At 33.1% G+C, this 18,721-nt stretch carries 18 protein-coding genes; all 18 read right to left on the reverse strand.

All coding sequences use genetic code 11. The features are described from left to right. Positions 1-220: 220 nt before the first annotated feature. Complete coding sequence (locus FGS84_RS29650) at positions 221-1,441, reverse strand: hypothetical protein (RefSeq protein WP_138311762.1); 1,221 nt, start codon at positions 1,439-1,441, stop codon at positions 221-223. A gap of 39 nt (positions 1,442-1,480) precedes the next feature. Continuing rightward, positions 1,481-2,680 (reverse strand): CDP-glycerol glycerophosphotransferase family protein, encoded by a 1,200-nt coding sequence (locus FGS84_RS29655; protein ID WP_138311763.1) that lies wholly within the window; start codon positions 2,678-2,680, stop codon positions 1,481-1,483. 16 nt (positions 2,681-2,696) lie between these two features. After that, entirely contained in the window at positions 2,697-4,106 is a 1,410-nt protein-coding gene (locus FGS84_RS29660; RefSeq protein ID WP_138311764.1) for a polysaccharide biosynthesis C-terminal domain-containing protein, read from the reverse strand. A gap of 173 nt (positions 4,107-4,279) precedes the next feature. Further along, on the reverse strand, positions 4,280-4,513 hold the full coding sequence (locus FGS84_RS31130) for a hypothetical protein (protein ID WP_171042746.1): 234 nt from the start codon (positions 4,511-4,513) through the stop codon (positions 4,280-4,282). 137 nt (positions 4,514-4,650) lie between these two features. After that, positions 4,651-5,364, reverse strand: a complete 714-nt coding sequence (locus tag FGS84_RS29665; protein ID WP_138311765.1) for a glycosyltransferase — start codon at positions 5,362-5,364, stop codon at positions 4,651-4,653. A gap of 16 nt (positions 5,365-5,380) precedes the next feature. Further along, on the reverse strand, positions 5,381-6,274 hold the full coding sequence (locus FGS84_RS29670) for a hypothetical protein (RefSeq protein ID WP_138311766.1): 894 nt from the start codon (positions 6,272-6,274) through the stop codon (positions 5,381-5,383). A 10-nt stretch (positions 6,275-6,284) separates the two neighbouring features. Continuing rightward, positions 6,285-7,385 carry a glycosyltransferase gene (locus tag FGS84_RS29675; protein WP_138311767.1) on the reverse strand — a complete coding sequence of 367 codons (1,101 nt, stop codon included), beginning with the start codon at positions 7,383-7,385 and terminating at the stop codon, positions 6,285-6,287. A gap of 203 nt (positions 7,386-7,588) precedes the next feature. Further along, entirely contained in the window at positions 7,589-7,774 is a 186-nt protein-coding gene (locus tag FGS84_RS29680; protein WP_171042747.1) for a hypothetical protein, read from the reverse strand. A gap of 152 nt (positions 7,775-7,926) precedes the next feature. Beyond that, positions 7,927-8,988, reverse strand: coding sequence for an NAD(P)-dependent oxidoreductase (locus FGS84_RS29685; RefSeq protein WP_138311769.1), 1,062 nt, complete (start codon positions 8,986-8,988; stop codon positions 7,927-7,929). Continuing rightward, positions 8,985-10,748, reverse strand: a complete 1,764-nt coding sequence (locus FGS84_RS29690) for a 1-deoxy-D-xylulose-5-phosphate synthase (RefSeq protein ID WP_138311770.1) — start codon at positions 10,746-10,748, stop codon at positions 8,985-8,987. The genes FGS84_RS29685 and FGS84_RS29690 overlap by 4 nt, the downstream gene beginning before the upstream one ends. 11 nt (positions 10,749-10,759) lie before the next feature. Beyond that, positions 10,760-11,242, reverse strand: a complete 483-nt coding sequence (locus FGS84_RS29695) for an RpiB/LacA/LacB family sugar-phosphate isomerase (RefSeq protein WP_138311771.1) — start codon at positions 11,240-11,242, stop codon at positions 10,760-10,762. 10 nt (positions 11,243-11,252) lie between these two features. Beyond that, positions 11,253-11,972 carry an IspD/TarI family cytidylyltransferase gene (locus FGS84_RS29700; RefSeq protein WP_138311772.1) on the reverse strand — a complete coding sequence of 240 codons (720 nt, stop codon included), beginning with the start codon at positions 11,970-11,972 and terminating at the stop codon, positions 11,253-11,255. Positions 11,973-11,974: 2 nt separating this feature from the next. Continuing rightward, a complete protein-coding gene (locus FGS84_RS29705; RefSeq protein WP_207671151.1) occupies positions 11,975-13,072 on the reverse strand; it encodes a CDP-glycerol glycerophosphotransferase family protein in 1,098 nt (365 codons plus the stop codon). A 204-nt stretch (positions 13,073-13,276) separates the two neighbouring features. Further along, positions 13,277-13,774, reverse strand: a complete 498-nt coding sequence (locus FGS84_RS29710) for a glycosyltransferase (RefSeq protein WP_138311774.1) — start codon at positions 13,772-13,774, stop codon at positions 13,277-13,279. 12 nt (positions 13,775-13,786) lie between these two features. Beyond that, the gene (gene pssD / locus FGS84_RS29715; protein ID WP_138311775.1) at positions 13,787-14,263 is read right to left on the reverse strand and encodes a PssD/Cps14F family polysaccharide biosynthesis glycosyltransferase; all 477 of its coding nucleotides are present in this window, start codon (positions 14,261-14,263) and stop codon (positions 13,787-13,789) included. Positions 14,264-15,402: 1,139 nt separating this feature from the next. Next, a complete protein-coding gene (locus FGS84_RS29720) occupies positions 15,403-16,875 on the reverse strand; it encodes a flippase (protein ID WP_138311776.1) in 1,473 nt (490 codons plus the stop codon). Between the two features lie 6 nt (positions 16,876-16,881). Further along, complete coding sequence (locus FGS84_RS29725) at positions 16,882-17,820, reverse strand: glycosyltransferase (protein WP_138311777.1); 939 nt, start codon at positions 17,818-17,820, stop codon at positions 16,882-16,884. After that, the gene (locus tag FGS84_RS29730; protein ID WP_138311778.1) at positions 17,817-18,713 is read right to left on the reverse strand and encodes a glycosyltransferase family 2 protein; all 897 of its coding nucleotides are present in this window, start codon (positions 18,711-18,713) and stop codon (positions 17,817-17,819) included. Before FGS84_RS29730 ends, FGS84_RS29725 begins: the two co-directional genes overlap by 4 nt. Positions 18,714-18,721 lie beyond the last annotated feature (8 nt).

The raw sequence follows: 18,721 nt of genomic DNA on the forward strand, positions 1-18,721 counted from the left end.
ACAAGGACTGAAGGTCCAAGAAAGAACTTTCAGCCCAGTTATTATCATAGAAGATTAGCTTTTACAGACTTTTCTTCACACACTCTAAATTTCGGACGGTAGTTCTTATGGTAGGTAGTAGGTGGCTCTCAAACTTCGAACGGTAGCTCAATGAAGGCTGGTATAATCAAAACTTTCTCTTACTCGTTTACCCCTATGTTTTTAATATTGGAAGCTATATTTATCTAATACGATATTTTATCTTAACCCTTCTATGATTATACTGTTCCTGCTGTGTCATAAGACTCAATTTACATATTATAGCCATTAATACAGCAATCTCAACTCCATCATTTACAAGTATTGTTTCTGTAATAAGCGAAATGCCTATCATAAGCCACATCATATTAAGCGAAAAAGTATTTTCGTTATTAATTCCTTCTTTAGTTAATCCAATTAAAAATAATAATAAAATAATAATCAATCCTAAACCTATAATACCAAATTGTGCCATATAATATGGATAACCTGCATCACCAATTGCAGCAGATACAGTACCATTTTCATTATAAAATCCTGTAATATGTATCGTATTATATACCCCAGACATCATTTTGGCTGATAAATGGGATGCAAAAGTGCCAAATCCAGAACCTATTGGCATGCATATATTCATTAGTTTTAGACCGCCCATATATAAAGTTTCTCTTGGTGAAGTTGAATAGGAAGCATATAGCATAAGCTTATTATAAGAAACTGCCATAATGAGGCAGAAAATAATGTACCAATACAAAACTTTTAATCTCTTAAACCAGCTTCTCCCATATTTTACAAATACATATATAGCAACAAATATAAATCCTCTTGTTCGCATACCTAAAACAAGAGTTCCTAATAACATAATTTCATCTATCAAAGTACAGTCTTTTGCAGCATTCAATGCTAACAGTATCATCATTGCAAATGTTGTCAAATATGTCGGATGTGAAAACAAAAACATATAAGGATGAATTCCATGCCTATATTCTAATTGAGATAAACCTATATTAAAAAACATGGATATTATTCCAAAAATAAAAATTATAGCTATTATTAGTTTAAGAAATGGAATAATTCTATAAAATACAGATGCAAGTTTCCGGGTTAGATTTAATTCACATAGTGCGAAAAGGGTTAACGGAAATTTTAAAAAACCAACAATATCTCTTATTATCGCATTAGCTGATAGTTGATATCCAAATATAATATTCCCCATAAGACCTACAATAATTATGCTAATAAGTGTCAAGAAAAATATTAGTGCATCTTTTTTAATTCTACTATTTGTTAGCCTAATTATTAATACTATAAATATTATTATAAATAATAGCTCATCCCAATAATTAAAAAATCCATTATTAGGCAAATACCTTATTATTATATCTGGAAATAAAATTACACAGATAAAGACTATTTCTAACATAATAAGTTACCCATTTTCTTAAGATTTTATAAAATCCGTTCATAACCCAAGATGTTCAGCCAACCGACTAGAACTATTGCCATCATGAAAAGTAAACATCTTATTTAAAACCGATTTTCTTTGAGTGTAATATTCATCTTCTCCATTATTTAGTGATACAAAGAAATTAATTAAATTTTCAAAACAATATATTTTCATACCAGGCATAAAATCTTTGGGATTTTCAACTATAAAACCAAGTTTGTATTCATTTATGTCATCAAGTGTATACGCAATAGGTCTTCCTGTATGTAAGAAATCTGTTCCGGAAGATGAATAATCACTAATCATTGCATCTGCATCTACCATTAGTTTATAATTATCTATATCTAGTTCTTTCACTTTATTACCATCTATTACAATAATATTGGTATCCGAATATATTTTGATTTGTTCCAAATCCTGCATTGGATGTATCTTGATTATCAATAGTATATCTAAACTATTTAGTATATTATTAAGTTTTTTATATTCTTCTATGTCACTTACAATTGGTATACCCATTGTATATTCGATTGAAGAATCAATGCGATTATCTATTTTTGACTTTCTAAATGTTGGCATCCATAAAACCACCTTATTAAAAGTATAATCAGTCAGCTTGCTCAAATCACCTGATTCAAGATTGTATAACACATCATGACACGGATAACCTAATATTATTTGTTTATCATTAGGATACGGAATCGATAATAAATCAGCCTGAATTGATTTCAAGTATTCAGAAGGTGCTAGAATATAAGTCATGCTATCAGAAACAGATATATTGCCTTTAGTATTTTTTAATGCCATTGCACCATGCGTCAGGTAATATGCTTTCTGCCCATCTCTAACGATTCCTAATGCGTCTTGGCAAGTTAATATATACTTTGCATTTGACAGATAGTAGTCCTTTTTTAAACTTGGTTTATATATTCCATAGCATTCCACATTTTGTGGAAGAGCCTCTGGTTTTTTATTCCTAATAAGCCATACTATTTTATACCTGTCATTATATTTGTTTTTAATTAAGTAATTATAAAAGGCCCCTCCGTTCGAATCAAAATCATTATGACTTTCTATAATAATAATATTTTGTAAATTTTGATTTTTAAAAATCACTGCAAATAGTCGTTGTATTACGAAGTCAATCTTATATCGCCAAATAACCTGGCAAGTTCTTTTTAATCCCCTTTTTTTAAGGTAATACAATATGTTCATCTGTTTTTTAACCCCTCTAAACACTTAGAAGCTTTTTAGCTACCATTTTCAATTCTGATAGATTTATTATCATTAGAAAACATACACACATGATTTGCCCTACATAAAAGTGGTTCAAATGATGTTCAAATATCACTTGCAGTACTAGCAATGCATATGTTACTATATTTTTCAAAAAATTATAGTTTAATCTCATGATTTTTTTTAAATACAAAAGTCTTATTTGCCACATAGCGAAATAAGCAATAACAGTTGCTATTGCAGCTCCTGATGGTCCCAATTTTGGTATTAATATAATGTTCAATATGGTATTTATTACCGCAGATAATATAGTTGTTGTTGCTATAATGTGTGTTGACCTAGCCGCTGAAAAAATACTACCAATAAAGGCTGTTAAAGTATTAAACATAGTTGCTATAACAAGAATAGATGAATATCTCCAAGCAATAAAAAAATCATCTGAATATAAAAAGCGTGCCAACGGAATATTCATTATAATTATCATTGAACATCCTACAGCCATAACTGCTCCATAAACATTATATGTTTTTGAGAAAAAACCATCTTTATCTTCTGGATCAAACTCTTTGATTGCTGATAAATTCCATGCCTGGCAAAACACAATTATACATGTATCTAATATATGAGGAATTTTTCCCGCAACTGAATATATTCCAGTTTCAGCAGTACCACATATACCTGTTACAAAATATTTATCTAATGATCCATTAATCCATAAAGCTATATTATTAAAAATTAGTGGCATACAATATTTCAACATACCTATCTGGGTTGCCTTTTCCAACTTAGAGAAAAACATCTGACGAATTGTTTTCTTAGCTGCAAAAATACAATATATTGATGCAACAATTGGCCCCGTAACCATTGATATAAGATAGCCCAGGATTCCTACCTTTATCACTACTAGGAATAAAATATTGCTTCCTATTATTACCCCCGAAGATATCACACCTGAAACCGCTACTGCTGATACTTTATCTATACCTCTTAAATAATTTGTCATTATTTGATAAAAAGCAGAAGAAACAAAAAACAAGAATATAAAAACATAATAAATCACAGGCCAATTAGATAGTTCCACATAACAGGCCAAACCTAATAGTAAAGCACATATAATAGTTCCAGTAAATAGCACCTTTATGCCAAATGAAAGTATCTTTTCACTATCTTCGACCTTTTCGATTGAAAAACGTAATACCGAATCAGCTATATTAACCGTTAAGATATATATAAGTAATATTCCCGTTGTATTAATAAGATCTGCAGTACCATACTCTGTCGTTGTTAGAACAGCGGTATATATTGGTATAAATAAAAAAGAAAGAATTTTGGTACTAAATGAACTTACAGCAAATATGGCTGTATTTTTATATAAATATCTATACTTATTTGCTGTGTCTTTCATTCATATTCCTCCTTATTTAGTTAAGTGTTTTTCCACGTCTTTCAAGGATTTTTAGTGTCATATCTCAGATGCTTTCTTCTCCGATAACTGATTCGGCCCTCACTGTTATGTTTGCCCAAAATATTTGATATGATTGAATAGCCTGCCAGTTTCTTCAGCTTTCTGGTGTTATCCTAACGACTGATATCACCTATGTCTGCTACAAATCGGCTGACTGAAAGCATACCAATTCTCTTATTCGACACTATCTTATCAAGATACAAAACCGTTTTCAGTGTATTGGTTATCTTCTGCAAGATTACCTCCAACCTAAGTTCATACACATCTATGGCATTAACAAATTCCTTTAACTCTATTAGTGCAGTCTCCGATGCTTCCTTGTTTCCAACGCTGAACTTCGCTACCATGATTAGGTTCTTTGCCCTCTTCTTTCCGGCACCTCTCAGTCTTGCTTTCCTCGGAGTCTAGTTCACCTCTCTTCTACAAAGTATAAATCCCGGTCGGTAGCTCCTGGTATAATATTAAACGCTTTAAGAGTATTGTTTTATATTGTCCTTCCTAAGATTTTTTTAATCTTAAAATATCTTTGTACACCAATTAATGCTACAATTCGTCGTTTTAATCGTTCTTTTCCTCCTGCCCAGGAAGCACTATAATGATGAATTGAAATAGTTTCTTCACATAACAAATTTTTTGTCCTGCCTGTCGATATAGGATCCATGTATTGAGATGGATAAACTGTTACTCCTGGCAAAAAGGACACCTCACACAAACTAAATTCTCCCAGAGAGCTTATAGCTTCTGTATTTAGTTTCGGACATTCTATATCAATTCGCTTCTCGTTATCAAATAATACGTGCTCATATACATCAAGCATCTTTTTTACTACATTGCTATGTTTTTCTGCTCCAAATCCTAAACCTGTATTGCATCTATTTCCATTTTGTTCAATTCCTATATAACTCTCATTAGTTAAAAGAGAATCCAGTGATTTAATTAACTCAACATCAGTATCTAAATATATGCCACCGTAATCAAATATTATTTTCAATCTCGCATAATCTGATACAAATGCCCACGCTTCTGATTCATATGCCGCTCTTATAAACGGGTGTGTAGAAACGTCAAAGTTAGATTCATTCCAAAGCTTAATTTGATAATCTGGACAATATTTCTTCCAGGAGTCCATATATTTTTTTAAGTTACCAGGAATCTCCTTCTCTCCAAACCAGCAGTAATGTATTATTTTAGGAATCATATAAACCGGCCTCCGTTTAATTATCGATTATCTTTCTACGAAAGTTTTTTACTCTAAAATAAAAATTATGAAACTTTCTTCTAGAGATATAATATGGAGCCAAAAATGTTCTATATTCATGTAATGCATCAATGGTACACACATCCTGTATTTGACTATAAGTATGTGTTTTAGACATGTTATCTAATCCAAAAGAATCTACGGTATACTCGTCTACAACTGTGCCTATCCAATCGTTTTTATCTAAATCAATTTTTAGCAATCTCATTTTTTCGCCATAAGAATTTAAATTATACTGAACCGGCCTGAAATATGTTCCATCTTTTTCAAATATTTTTCCAGCCGGCCTATAAATATTATCATTTTTACTTATACTATACACATCACTTATTTTTAGTTCATCTATATCGAGTATATATACTTTTGTTATATATTCTCCGAGTTTTTGAAAATATGTAAGCAAATATAATCTTGATTTATACTCAAAAACCGTTGTATCAACGCACTCAATATCATATAATAATACCTTTACAATTTCCCACTTTTCTAACGAATCGTCCAATGCTCTATATAATTCAAGGGTACGATTCTGAGAAGATTCGGGAATCATATAAACAACATTATCATATTGAAAAACACATGGATATGAAAGATGATAAGACTTTCTGATGATTTCTTTAGGTTCTGTAAATTCTCCATCAACAAGTTTCGAGACTGCTAGGCTTCCAACTTGTCTGTTTTTTTGAAATGCTTCAGTGAACAGATATATACCATCCTTGTATTCGAACAATATTGGATCTGCATACCAATATCCTCTTTTTGTTTTTAAATTTCTCCAGTTTGATTCTTTTATTTTATAAAAAACACACCACTCACCATACTGAGTCGTAAATATACTCTTAATGTTCATAAAACTACTCTCACCTTTTATTAGTAATCTCTGAATATAAATTTTTTAGTATATTAGCACAAACTTTTGAATCATAATTATTAGCCTTCAATTGCAATATACTTTCGTCCGAGTATTTTTCTCTATTTTTTTCTATTTTTTTTGGTAATTTTTCAACCCAAAATCTTGTTCCTTTATCAAGTGGCAACATGGTTACAATATCAGTTACGATAATATCTTTATCTATTGTATTTGAAATAAAGCAGGGTAATCCAGAAGCTTGCGCTTCTAATACAGATAAAGGCATTCCTTCCCATAAAGATGGAAAAGCAAACATATCAAATGCTGAAAGATACTCATTAACATTAGATTTCATTCCAGCAAATATAACATCATCATTTATGCCGAGTTCTTCAACATATTGTTCTATCTCTTCACGCATTATTCCATCACCAACTAATAATAGTTTTGAATTATGTATAAAATCATGATAATCCTTAAAAATATCAATCAAAAATTTGTGATTCTTAGGCTGATATATTTTTCCTACATGACCAATACAAATGCAGTTGTTATCTATCCCATATTGATGCCTTATTCTTTTCCTGCTTTCACCATTAAATCTATATTTTTCTGTATCTATACTATTGTTTAATATCTGATAGTTTTTATCATTAAATAACCAATCTCCGGCTTTTTGAGAACATGCTATGCCATGTGTATATAATTTGCTGAATATTGGTTTAAAAAAACAGCTGGCAATATAATGATTACATTTTTCTGTGTGATTTTGAACTATTCTTAATTTTACCCCTGCCAACTTTGCTGCAATTAATTCTATTGCAGCTGTGGCACTATTAGAATGAATGTGGATAATATCATATGATTTTAAAACAGTCTTTAATTGATACATATATTTGATTGGTAATCTATTTCTACCACAAATCCTAATATATTCAATTCCCTTATCTTTGCATTCGTCAAGTAAATCATTCTCCGGTATATTGCCTGAGACAATGCTGATTTTAAACTCTGATATATCCATTTGACGCAGGCAATTCATCACAACACCTGAAAGACCGCCGTATTTTGTAAATCCTGTTGTAATTACAATTAAGAGCTTTCGTTTCACCTTTTCATACCTATCTCACATAATATTTCTATATTCCGTTCTGTCCATAATAAACATTAGGCCATGTTTTCTTATGATAATACTTATGAAGCACGCACAGCATTATCTCGTATCTTTGGTTAAACATAAATGTGCTTTAAATCCATCTCTGTTACCTTTTCCATTACTATAGCGTGTATAGATGCATTGGCATGACTCTGTCATTAAGCAAATATTCCATGATTCTTTACGGCTATTCCTGAAATTTCCAGTGGATTATACCTTTTTTCCTCTATAAGCTCAAAAATTAATTTCACAATATTGGCCTCATATGCCTCTTCAATATCTTCATTAGCAAGTACCCTTGCACACAGGATATAATCCACATGAGTTGTTCCTAATTCAGTCATATTCATGCATGACAGCTGCATTTACTGAATGCTATACTACCGTATATGGCACCTGGCGGCTTGGTTACTATATATTTTTATCTTCTGAGATATTAGAAACATAACCCCAAGTATAGGTAAGAATGGCCTTGGTTATCAGATTAAGGTTCGTTTCACAAACTTGTTTTTTTAATCCTTTTCGTATTTTTGAACCTATCAATATCTATTGCATAAATCTCATCCAAACCTTTCTTCGGTTCCCATCCAAGTGCTCTTAATTTGCAACAATCCTGAACTAAAGTTCGATGTGGCAAAAATCCATCTGATTTCTTAACATTATTATGGTCAAAAATTATTTTGATATTGGGATTAAATTTTTCAAATAAGTGGTTTGCCAACTCTTTAATAGTGATAAAAGTTTCTGGATTTGATGCATTGTATGCTTCTCCTGCTGTGCCTTTAAATAGAACAGTAAATATTGCAGTTACCGCATCTAAAGAATATATCATACATTTTTTTGTCATACCATCTGATTTCATCACGAAATCCTTATCCTCAATAATACATCGTAGCAATTCATTTACTACTCTTGGTTCATCGTATCTTTGAAACAAGCCGTGTATAACTGTTGGCCTGATTATTTTGACATTTAATCCATATTCAGCAGTAGAAGCGTGACACAAAAATTCTGATGCCTTTTTACCTAAAGGATAACAGTTTCTGAGGTTCAAACTATCAATAGCACCAACCATGTCCTCAGTCATAGCCGGGGAGTTATCCGCAGGTAAACCATAAACTTCTTCAGAGGATAAATAAATCATCTCCACTCCTTCGTTTAACTTGGCCAAATCAAGCATTTTCTCAATCCCGTCTACATTGGTTCTAAATGTTTCAACAGGATGCTGCATGTGATATCGATTTCCAGTAGGTGAAGCAGCATGAATTATATAGTCAATGTGTTCTTTTAAATTTAATTCTGTACCATATTGGCAATACATAATATTATCACCCTCTGTAATGTAATCTGGTATTTCTAAAGGATTACGTGTTGAGCCAATAATACGCGTATTGGTGCCTTTAATTTCGTTCTGTACTAATATCCACTTTACTAGCGATGTTCCAACTAATCCTTTTGAACCGGTAATTAATATTGTCTTATTGTATAGGAACTTATCAAAATCGTTATCTTTTATATATTTTGATAACTCTCTATACTCTACATCAGTGTACCTCATGCTTTTTCGCCCCTTACATTCGCTAATATATCTTGTACCACTTGACTCGGAAGTAACCTATTATCTATCATAAGTTTTTCCGGTGCGAATCTGTTTGGAATGTTCATGGAAAATCCTTTATTCATTACTTTCATATGAGATAATCCATAGTATTGTGCAATCTTTGCTCCAAATCCTCCATTTAAAATTCCATCTTCAAGGGTCACAACTAGTTCATGTGTATTCTTTAATGAATCTAATGTTTCGTTATCTATTCCAGAAATGAACATTGGATTAATTAATGTTGCTTTAATGCCATGGTTTGCTAATATATCTACAATTTCTTCTCCTAACTGATAAAAGCTGCCTAATGCAATAATAGCAACTTTAGAACCACTTCGAGTGACCTCATATTTTGTGTCAAAATATTCATTTCTAAATTCTTTGTATACATGATAAACTTTAGTCCATGGAATTCTAATTGCAACAGGAATTTTATCCTGATTAATGCTCCAGTCTAGCATTGAAATATATTCTTCACAATTTGTAGGTGCCAAATATACAAGATTCGGAATATTCGCAAGTAGTGCAATATCATACAGTCCAGCATGGGTATCATTCGTATGCCCCCAAACTGATGCATGAGTTAAAAGCATTGTTGCTGGACATTTTGAAATACACATTTCCTGCTCAATTTGATCATATGCTCTTTGATAAAATGTGCTATTCGTCGCAAAGACTGGCTTTCCACCTCTTTTTGCAATTGCCGCTGTCATCGATATAGCATTTTGTTCAGCTATACCTACATCGATAAATTGCTTTCCTGCTTTATGTCTTCTTTCTGAATTAAAACCTATGCAGAGTGGAGTTGATGCAGCAACAACTATCACATCTTTATCATCTTTCATTTTTCCTAATAAATGCTCACCTATAATTGCGCCATAATTTTCTTTAGGAATCCCTCCTATATACTGTCCTGTTTCTATATCAAAGGGACGTGCCCAATGCCATTTTTCACTATCTTGCTCTGCGAATGAATATCCTTTTCCTTTTTTTGTACAACAATGTATTACTACAGGATGGTCTATTCCTTTAATATCTTCAAATATATCAATTAAATTTTTTATATCGTGTCCATTTTTAATGAATTTATATTCAAATCCTAGAGATTTGAAATAATTATTTTCTATGACACCGTTGTACTCTCTCAATTGATTAAGTGAATCATGTAAGCCACCATAGTTTTCAGGAATTGACATGTTATTATCATTCACTACAACAATTAGCCCACTATGAAGTTCTTTTGCATAATTTAATGCTTCAAATGCTTCTCCGCCATCTAACGAAGCATCTCCAATTACAGCAATTATATTTTCATTTTCACCCTTCAAATCTCTTGCCTTCGCCATGCCGCATGCCAGACTAATAGAAGTTGATGTATGACCGATGTTAAAAAAATCATGCGCACTTTCCTCTGGGTTACTGTAGCCAGACACATCATCGTATTTATCTTCATACAAAAACGCATCTTTTCTACCTGTTAATATCTTATGAACATAGGATTGATGTGAAACATCAAATATAATTTTGTCCACAGGAGAATCGAAAACTCTATGTAAGGCTATAGTAATTTCTACAATTCCCAGATTAGAGGCCATATGTCCACCAAGTTTACTCATTTTTTTTATCAAAGCAGACCTGATTTCAGAGGAAAGAATATTTAATTCTGTAACTGATAATTTTTTCAAATCATCTTTGCCGTTAACTTTTTCAATTATCATTTTCCATCTCCTTATTTCCAATTGGGATTCATTATTGGTGTTTGTTTAATTTCTTTTCCTTCCTCAAGCTCTCTTATTTGCTGAACCCTAGGTGTATGATGTTGACCGATAAACTCTGTTGTCAAAAAAATATCCACGCGATGTTCAACATCTTCATATCCCATGTGTTTTTGTCCAAATGCAATCATGTTTGCATCATTATGTTGCCTCATGTATTTTGTTACAAGATCCGCATATCCCATGCCGCATAAAATTCCTTTGATTTTATTTGCAGCCATAATCATCCCAGTACCTGTAGCACATAATAATACTCCATATTTACAATCACCTGAAGCAACTAACCTTGCCGCTTTTGCTGCAAAAACAGGTGTATCGCAAGGAACATTATTGTATGTGCCGACATCTACTGGCTCATACCCATTTTTTTGCAGATGGGAAATTAACCTCAGTTTATAATCCAATCCGTTTCTATCGCTAGCTAATACCACTCGCATTTTTTCACCGTTACTTTCTCATCCAATCTGGTCTAGTTGTTTCCAATAATGCCGAAAAAATCTCCATATCCTCAGATGTTGTGAGTTTAATGTTTTTTTCTGAACCAATGGAAAGATACAATTTTTTTCCCAATTCTACATATAACGAACATGAAGCAATTGAATCATTAATTCCCTTTTCAATTGCCTCTTTATGCGCTTTAAGAATATCATTCAAAAAAAACGTTTGAGGTGTCTGTGTTATTTTAAGATTGTCCCTCGGAATTTGGCTATTCGATGTCACACTATCAGCTGTCTTAAGCATCACAGCGGTACAAGGAATAACTGTAATTGCATTTCCATATTCTCTACATACCCTAATGTTATCCGATATAATATCCTGGCTTACCATTGGCCTTATAGCATCGTGAATTAAAACAATATCATCATCGGAAGTATATTTCTTAGCTATATCATTCAATCCATTCCTAATAGATTGTAAGCCAGTTTCACCGCCGGATACTATATTTTCAAGTTTTGTTATTCCGAACTGTTTAGAATATGCACGCAGAATATCATGCCAACCATCAAGACAAACCACTTCGATTGCATCAATATATGGATGCTTTTGAAAAGCTTCCAAAGTATACATAATGACTGGCTTGTCTTTAACATTAATAAACTGTTTTGGAATATCTTGATGCATCCTTGCACCAACCCCACCTGCAATAATTAAAGCTATGTTTTTCATGTTCATTCCTCTATATAAATATTTGCAATTTTTAAAGTTCGTTTACACTGTTGTCCGTCGTTATATGTGTTAACAATCATATTAACTTTTCTTCTAACATCTGCATATAAATCCATGTTGTTCAAAAGATCTTTTAAAAAACCGTAAAACTGTAATTTGTTTTTTATTTTATATCCCGCTGTGAGGTAGTCTGGATTTTCTACAGCAAATCCCCTTCCTTCTTTATAGCCTTCAATGTCATCAACAGTAAATGCAATAGGCCTATCCAACAACATAAAGTCATAAAACACTGAAGAATAATCTGTAATCATCGCATCACATTGTGCTATTAATTTATACAAATTCCATTTTTTAGAAATAAATTCAGAATGACTCAGCAAGAATAAGTTACTTAAATTCATACTTTCAAAATCAGAAATATCCTCCATCGGATGCAACTTAATAATTAATAATATATTACTTTTTTTAAGCCATTCATTTAAGTTAATATAATCAGATGTGTGAAATATTGGAGTAAAAGATTCTATTTCTTTAATATCTGCATAACCTAATGTTTTTGACTTTCTAAAAGTCGGCATCCATATAACCACCTTTTTGTAGCCACTTAGTTCTGGATATTTTTCAAATTGTCTAAACATAATATCTGTTCTAGGCTGTCCGCATATTACTATGTTCTCATCTTTCACACCTTGAGCCCTTTTCACAACTTCTTTAAAATAGTCTGATGAGATTAGCATACTTGTGTAATATGATTTTCTTGAAACTGTTTGTAATTGGCGCTTATCAGGAGCCTTAAATGGTGTGCCATGCCACATTTGTACAACATATTGATTTTTTGACGGATAAATTGGTATTCTTCCAAACGCATAAAAAACATGTCCAGCTCTAAGATAGTCTATCACGCCATTTAAAGTATTTATGTAGTGCACATTTAGGGGAAGTCTCTCTGTTATTTTCTCATTTGAACTAATCAATATCTTATATGTTGAATTATATTCATTTTCAATTAAATAATCGTAAATAGCTTTTATATTATCCCTAAATCCCATATTTGTATACAGTAATATAGTTTTATCATCTTTGGGAATAACCTTGTTCAATACGGACAAAAGGCGAAAAATTGTATTCGTTAATATATATTTAGTCAATTCATTTTTTATCATTTTACTTATACCTTTTATTACTTTAGTAGATATGTCTGTATTGTGGCAATACTCTGACGATTATACATTAAAACTTATTTCACTCCGATTTTTCTAGGATTTATATAGTAAATGTGCCGACTTTTATAACTATTATAAGAATTAAATCATCATATCACCAACAATCTTTTCCAATTCTTCACAGAATTTCGCATTATTACTGTTCATTCCATGTCTCATACCAGCAATGAGCTGATTATAATTAGTTATAATTTCTCCTAGATTCGCAATCTCTTCTACCAGAATGATTGTACCCATTTTTCGTGCTACATTACGAGCGAACTCAACCTGATGATTATTCACATGTTCACCAAACTGATGCTGCCGAGGCACAACTATCGGTGTTTTACCAACCTGCAATGGCATAATAAAACTTGCAGGACCTCCATGTGTAATCACAATTTTGGCATCAGCCACATTTTTTATCATCTGTTGATATGGAATTAATTTGCTACATTGACAATACTTTGGTTTATAGGTACTAAAACCGGTCTGTATGATAACTTCGTCGGTTATTACTCCATCCTTTTTTAAATCATCTACTGCCTTCACAAGCCTGTTAAATGGCTGTTCATGCGTTCCAACTGACACGAATATCATCTTCTGCTCCCATCAAAAAATACTACCGAGGTTGATTGCTTTTGGATATACTTTTTTCTGTTCATCCCATTGAACTATGAATTTATCTACAATTGGATAAACCATCTTTCCTGTCATTGTTGGCTTGTCAATACGATCAAAGACTTCGATATAAATCAGCTTTGCTCCCATTAGTTTACCGATATAGAAAAACGGAACCGCAACCGCGGCACCAGAAGAGATAATTAAATCCGGCTTTTCTTTATACAATACCTTACAGGCTATAACGGTATTCATTAACAAAGCCTTAAGGCTACGGTTTGTTGGATAATAGCAGGTATAAAATTTCTTCCCTTCCAACAAACTTCTGGCATCCTCTTTATCAAAAGTTACCCAGAAATGTTCTTTATTCTTCCAAAAAGGTTTCAGCATATACAGATGCGTTAAATGTCCTCCAGATGAGCCCACTAAACAAATCTTTAATTTTTTTTTATCTGCTATATGATTCATCACTTATAAACTCCCACTTTCACAATTATTGAACATATACGGTGATTATCTGTTAGCTTTTGAATGCGCCAATATGACTTTCAAAATTTGCATCTCAGCAAGTTAGGACATCTCGTAACATTCATCATACTCTTTGGGGTGTGTGAAAGAGTTATGATTTCCGCAAGATTGTATTTTTTAGTGTTTAATAACACTATACAAGCGTCAATAGATGACAAATTCTATATTGACAACAAACAAATCATCATTTATCCTTAAGTACGACAAATAGCCCGTAACAAAGTGGGTTTACTTCACGCAAGCTTAACCAAATTCCTTCTAAATCTCTATTCCCAAAGATGTTTTCAGACACGACATGGTTTGGGGTCTGAATATTTTTCCTCAAAAACAAAAGACATTCTGTCGCTTGTAATTCATCAATTTTTAGAGGAAGCACCCTTTTGACCTATTGGAGACGAAACTTTTAAAAAATTTAGTCCGGCTACCAACTCCTTATATTTACAAGGCATTTTCTGCTTTAATCACATAGCATATTACTAGCCATATGAATACACAAATACTTGTCCACCTAATTACTGTATTTTGGCTAAAAAAACTGGCGAATGGCCCGATTCGGCAGTCTTGTATATATAATATTGGATGTTCAATTTATTTCTGTTCAAGAGCAATTACATCATAATAAATTACTTAAATGAACCTAATTTTTGGTACTCTCAATTGAGGACCTTGAACATTATGATATTCAAATTCTCCATTTTCCGTATCTTTACAAGCAATATGTGTACATAAATTCTATAAATCATCTCCAAATAATTGCTATTATTTTGACCTTAACTAATTAAACTGCCCATCATACCTTCCTATTTCTAATACCTTATCTCCTATCTCCATAATCCAGTTCAGTATAGCACGTTCTTTTTCAAACTTCAACACATTCAACACATACTTAAGATATATTTAATTGGATTTCTCGGATAGTCCTGGGTCAGCAGCCAATCCTTTCCTCGATAGCTGTCTGTAAATGATTTTTATAAATCCAAAAAGATTTACTCCTCTGTCCTATTAGCAAATAACTCTATATTATACGGATAGCTCACTGCCTTTTAATATCATACAGTACTTCTTTGTATCCACTCTTACTAATCACGAAAACCTACAATTTTTAGAATCTTTCCCCAAATAGTTTTAACCACCTCGCTCACAACCATTTCCTTTAATACCAACAATACCCCGCCATATATGATGAAATATCCTCCGAATGAAACGGCCAGTAACGGAAACAATGTTAAATTTATGTTATCTCGCACAAATATCAAAAACACGGCAGATATAAATACAGCCACACCAATTTTAGCAATCTGGACTTTCTTTATAATCATCAATGCCGCTGTTTTTAAAGCGGCGATTTGTACTCCCAACACCACCAATTCAGCAATAAGAGTACCAACGGCTGCTCCCGCTGCCCCATACTGCGGAATGAGTATGGCATTTAAAATGATGTCTACGATGGCCCCCGTACCTTCAGAATAAAGTACCACCTGCTCTTTTCCCAACGGAACCAACATCTGAATGCCAAATACATTGCTTGCCCCAATAAAGACAAGAGTCGGCATGATTATACACATAGGCAGAACAGATGGCAAATATGCTTCACCTGAGAGCAGCAGAATACACTGTTTTGACATGACAATGAAACCAATGGCCAAGGGGATGGATAAAGCGGTAACAAACTCCAGCGCCTTTGCAGAGACTGCCCAAAATTCTTTCTCCATTTTCTTTTCTACATAATAAGATGTCCGTGGAAGCAGTACAGCCCCAAGCGAGGTAACCACATTAACCAGTATTACCTTGATTTTAATTGCCACATCATAGTACCCTACCTCTGTATTATCTCTCATGAATCCCAGCATGGTAATATCTAGATTGGAATAAATTGTTACTGCTACCGACATGGCAAAGAAAACCAATACAGGTCTTAAATGCCTTTTTATATTATAGGAAAAAAAGTGTTCAAATGTTATGTGCCTTTTTAAATTTATAAAGTTAAATATGCCATATCCTGTATTAGCCAGCACGGTTATTCCAGCATATATTACATAATCATCCTTCTTTTTGACCAACAGAAACATAAGTATTACAGCCAGGACTTTAAATGCCAAAGAGCGAATCGTAATATATGAATAACATTCTAATGCCTTATACAACCATTCCATTGCAATCATGTTCAAAAAAAGGGACATACTGCAGACTAACATCAGGATACGTTCTTCTTTTAATCGCGGGACACAAAACAGTGCAACTAAAAAAATCAGATAGGCTATTAAGGTCGTAACAGCATTGATTATCCAAATTTCCTGAACAGTCTTTGAAAGCTGCTTTTTATCATCTCTTACCTGGGCACAAGCACGAATTCCATAAGTAGGAATTCCCAGCAAAGCAAACATCGAAAAATAAGTAATAATGGAATTGGCAAAAGCTATCTTTCCATTTCCCTCTGGCTGAAGCACTCTGGAAATATAAGGGAATGTAATCAATGGAAATACAAAAGCCGATGTTGTAAGAAGCATATTCATTATCAAATTAAACTTTATAGACTTCTTTCCGCTTTTCATAAGTCTCTATTCACCTAATTTCCATCCAGGCCTATACACCTCATGCAGACCAAATTTACCATTCCTGGCATCTTCCAAACCGCACCGTAACATTTCCCTCTCTGCTTTATCCATGTTAAAAAGAAAATATAATTTTACCTTAATCATTGCTTTCATATAAAAAAACAGAAAACACCTTTTAGGAAAATTTCTGCGATAACAATCTGTCATATTTCTATATCTATAGTAGTAGCGCCAATCTATTGTCCCATTGCTGCTTTTATTTACATCGTGGTGTATTCTTATATTAGGGATACACACTATTTTTCCCAACTTCCCCATTCTAAGTCCATGCTCTGTATCATCAAACCATATAAAATATTCTTTCCTGGTCAATCCGGCTTTCACCATCTTTTTCTGATTTATGATTGTTCCTACATAAGAAAATGTATTGATTTGAAAGGTTTCCTGCTCATACATTTTCTGAGGAGGTACCCATTCTTTAATACTTATCCCCTTAATATATAAACTCCTTCTATGCTCTAAATCCGCCTGTCCTTGATTGATAACCTGACCACATATGGCTGAGATATTTTCCCATTCATTTCTATGAATTGTCAGATACTTTTGAGCTATTTCAAGTGCATCTGTTTCCGGAAAAGCATCGTCATCTGACACCCAAATCCATTGCGCGTTAAGTTTCAGACTTTCCTGCAGCCCTGTATAAAAGCCTCCGCTCCCTCCTATGTTCTGATTCATGCGGATAACTCTTTTCATGTATTTCTTTTTATCATTTTCCCATTTGCTCAAATACACTGGCGTTTCATCCGAGCTTGCGTTATCTACCACTACAACATATGCAGGAGGAATTGACTGCATATCAAAAGCCAGCAATGCAGTCTTCAATTTCTCAACTCGATTAAATGTAACGATAACTACTCCTATATCCATTAATCCTTTACTCATTCTCTCTTTCCTTTAATTCCAGCCCTGAAATCCCACAGCCCCCATCCAACGTATCTTATATCCATATACCCTTTCAAACAATAATACCCGTACATGGCAAGGCTATGCATATATGCCCTAATGCGGTTCACCCCTCTGGCATACTCACTTATAAATATCATTTTATTTCGTACCATATAGTACTGTGTCAATGGAGAGGCCTTTTCACCCCCTCCGGTACTTGAACTAACCTTATGATAGACAATCGACTGTGGTGCATAGTATATCTTCCATCCCGATTGAATCACCCGATAGCAAAACTCCGTATCTTCTTCATATAAAAAAAAATGTTCATCCAAAAAACCAATTGATTGTAATAATTCAGCTTTTATACACATACAGCATCCAGTTGAAAAAGTGACCTCTTTTATAGCAGCAGGTACATGATATTCAGTATTTCCATGTCCAAGCATAGTAACTTTAAACGTATTCTGATTGAATTCTCCCCCTGCGCACCAAACCTTTTTCCGGTCATTTTCATAATATATAGTGGAGGTTGTCAGACCACATCTATCGCATACCTCAAATGGCTCCAGCAATCTTTCAAGAAAATCCGGCTCAACAAGCGTATCATTATTAAGTAGCACTATATAATCTGCATGATGTTCAAGAGCAGATTGTATCCCTATATTATTCCCTGCTGAGAATCCATTATTTTCATCTGCCTCCAGCATTTCAAATCCCAGCTCGGCCTGACAGTCTCTCAGCGCCTGAACCGACTGATTCGAACTGTGATTATCCACTACAAGCACCAGATAATTATCATAAGTAAGTCTTTTCAAGCTATTCAGACATTCAATTGTATCCTTCTCACCATTATAATTCAAAAGTATAATTGCTGCTAAAGCATCCATTTAATTTC

Source organism: Clostridium sp. 1001271st1 H5 (genome assembly GCF_005845215.1).
In the GTDB taxonomy this organism is placed as follows: domain Bacteria; phylum Bacillota; class Clostridia; order Lachnospirales; family Lachnospiraceae; genus Enterocloster.

Bases quoted from the DNA above. Each gene is read 5' to 3' on its own strand.
- FGS84_RS31130 (WP_171042746.1), bottom strand. From the start codon at position 4,513: ATGGTAGCGAAGTTCAGCGTTGGAAACAAGGAAGCATCGGAGACTGCA.
- FGS84_RS29650 (WP_138311762.1), bottom strand. From the start codon at position 1,441: ATGTTAGAAATAGTCTTTATCTGTGTAATTTTATTTCCAGATATAATA.
- FGS84_RS29710 (WP_138311774.1), bottom strand. From the start codon at position 13,774: ATGATATTCGTGTCAGTTGGAACGCATGAACAGCCATTTAACAGGCTT.
- FGS84_RS29660 (WP_138311764.1), bottom strand. From the start codon at position 4,106: ATGAAAGACACAGCAAATAAGTATAGATATTTATATAAAAATACAGCC.
- FGS84_RS29685 (WP_138311769.1), bottom strand. From the start codon at position 8,988: ATGAGGTACACTGATGTAGAGTATAGAGAGTTATCAAAATATATAAAA.
- FGS84_RS29730 (WP_138311778.1), bottom strand. From the start codon at position 18,713: ATGGATGCTTTAGCAGCAATTATACTTTTGAATTATAATGGTGAGAAG.
- FGS84_RS29690 (WP_138311770.1), bottom strand. From the start codon at position 10,748: ATGATAATTGAAAAAGTTAACGGCAAAGATGATTTGAAAAAATTATCA.
- FGS84_RS29670 (WP_138311766.1), bottom strand. From the start codon at position 6,274: ATGAACATTAAGAGTATATTTACGACTCAGTATGGTGAGTGGTGTGTT.
- FGS84_RS29700 (WP_138311772.1), bottom strand. From the start codon at position 11,972: ATGAAAAACATAGCTTTAATTATTGCAGGTGGGGTTGGTGCAAGGATG.
- FGS84_RS29695 (WP_138311771.1), bottom strand. From the start codon at position 11,242: ATGCGAGTGGTATTAGCTAGCGATAGAAACGGATTGGATTATAAACTG.
- pssD (WP_138311775.1), bottom strand. From the start codon at position 14,263: ATGAATCATATAGCAGATAAAAAAAAATTAAAGATTTGTTTAGTGGGC.
- FGS84_RS29720 (WP_138311776.1), bottom strand. From the start codon at position 16,875: ATGAAAAGCGGAAAGAAGTCTATAAAGTTTAATTTGATAATGAATATG.
- FGS84_RS29665 (WP_138311765.1), bottom strand. From the start codon at position 5,364: ATGATTCCTAAAATAATACATTACTGCTGGTTTGGAGAGAAGGAGATT.
- FGS84_RS29680 (WP_171042747.1), bottom strand. From the start codon at position 7,774: ATGACTGAATTAGGAACAACTCATGTGGATTATATCCTGTGTGCAAGG.
- FGS84_RS29725 (WP_138311777.1), bottom strand. From the start codon at position 17,820: ATGAGTAAAGGATTAATGGATATAGGAGTAGTTATCGTTACATTTAAT.
- FGS84_RS29655 (WP_138311763.1), bottom strand. From the start codon at position 2,680: ATGAACATATTGTATTACCTTAAAAAAAGGGGATTAAAAAGAACTTGC.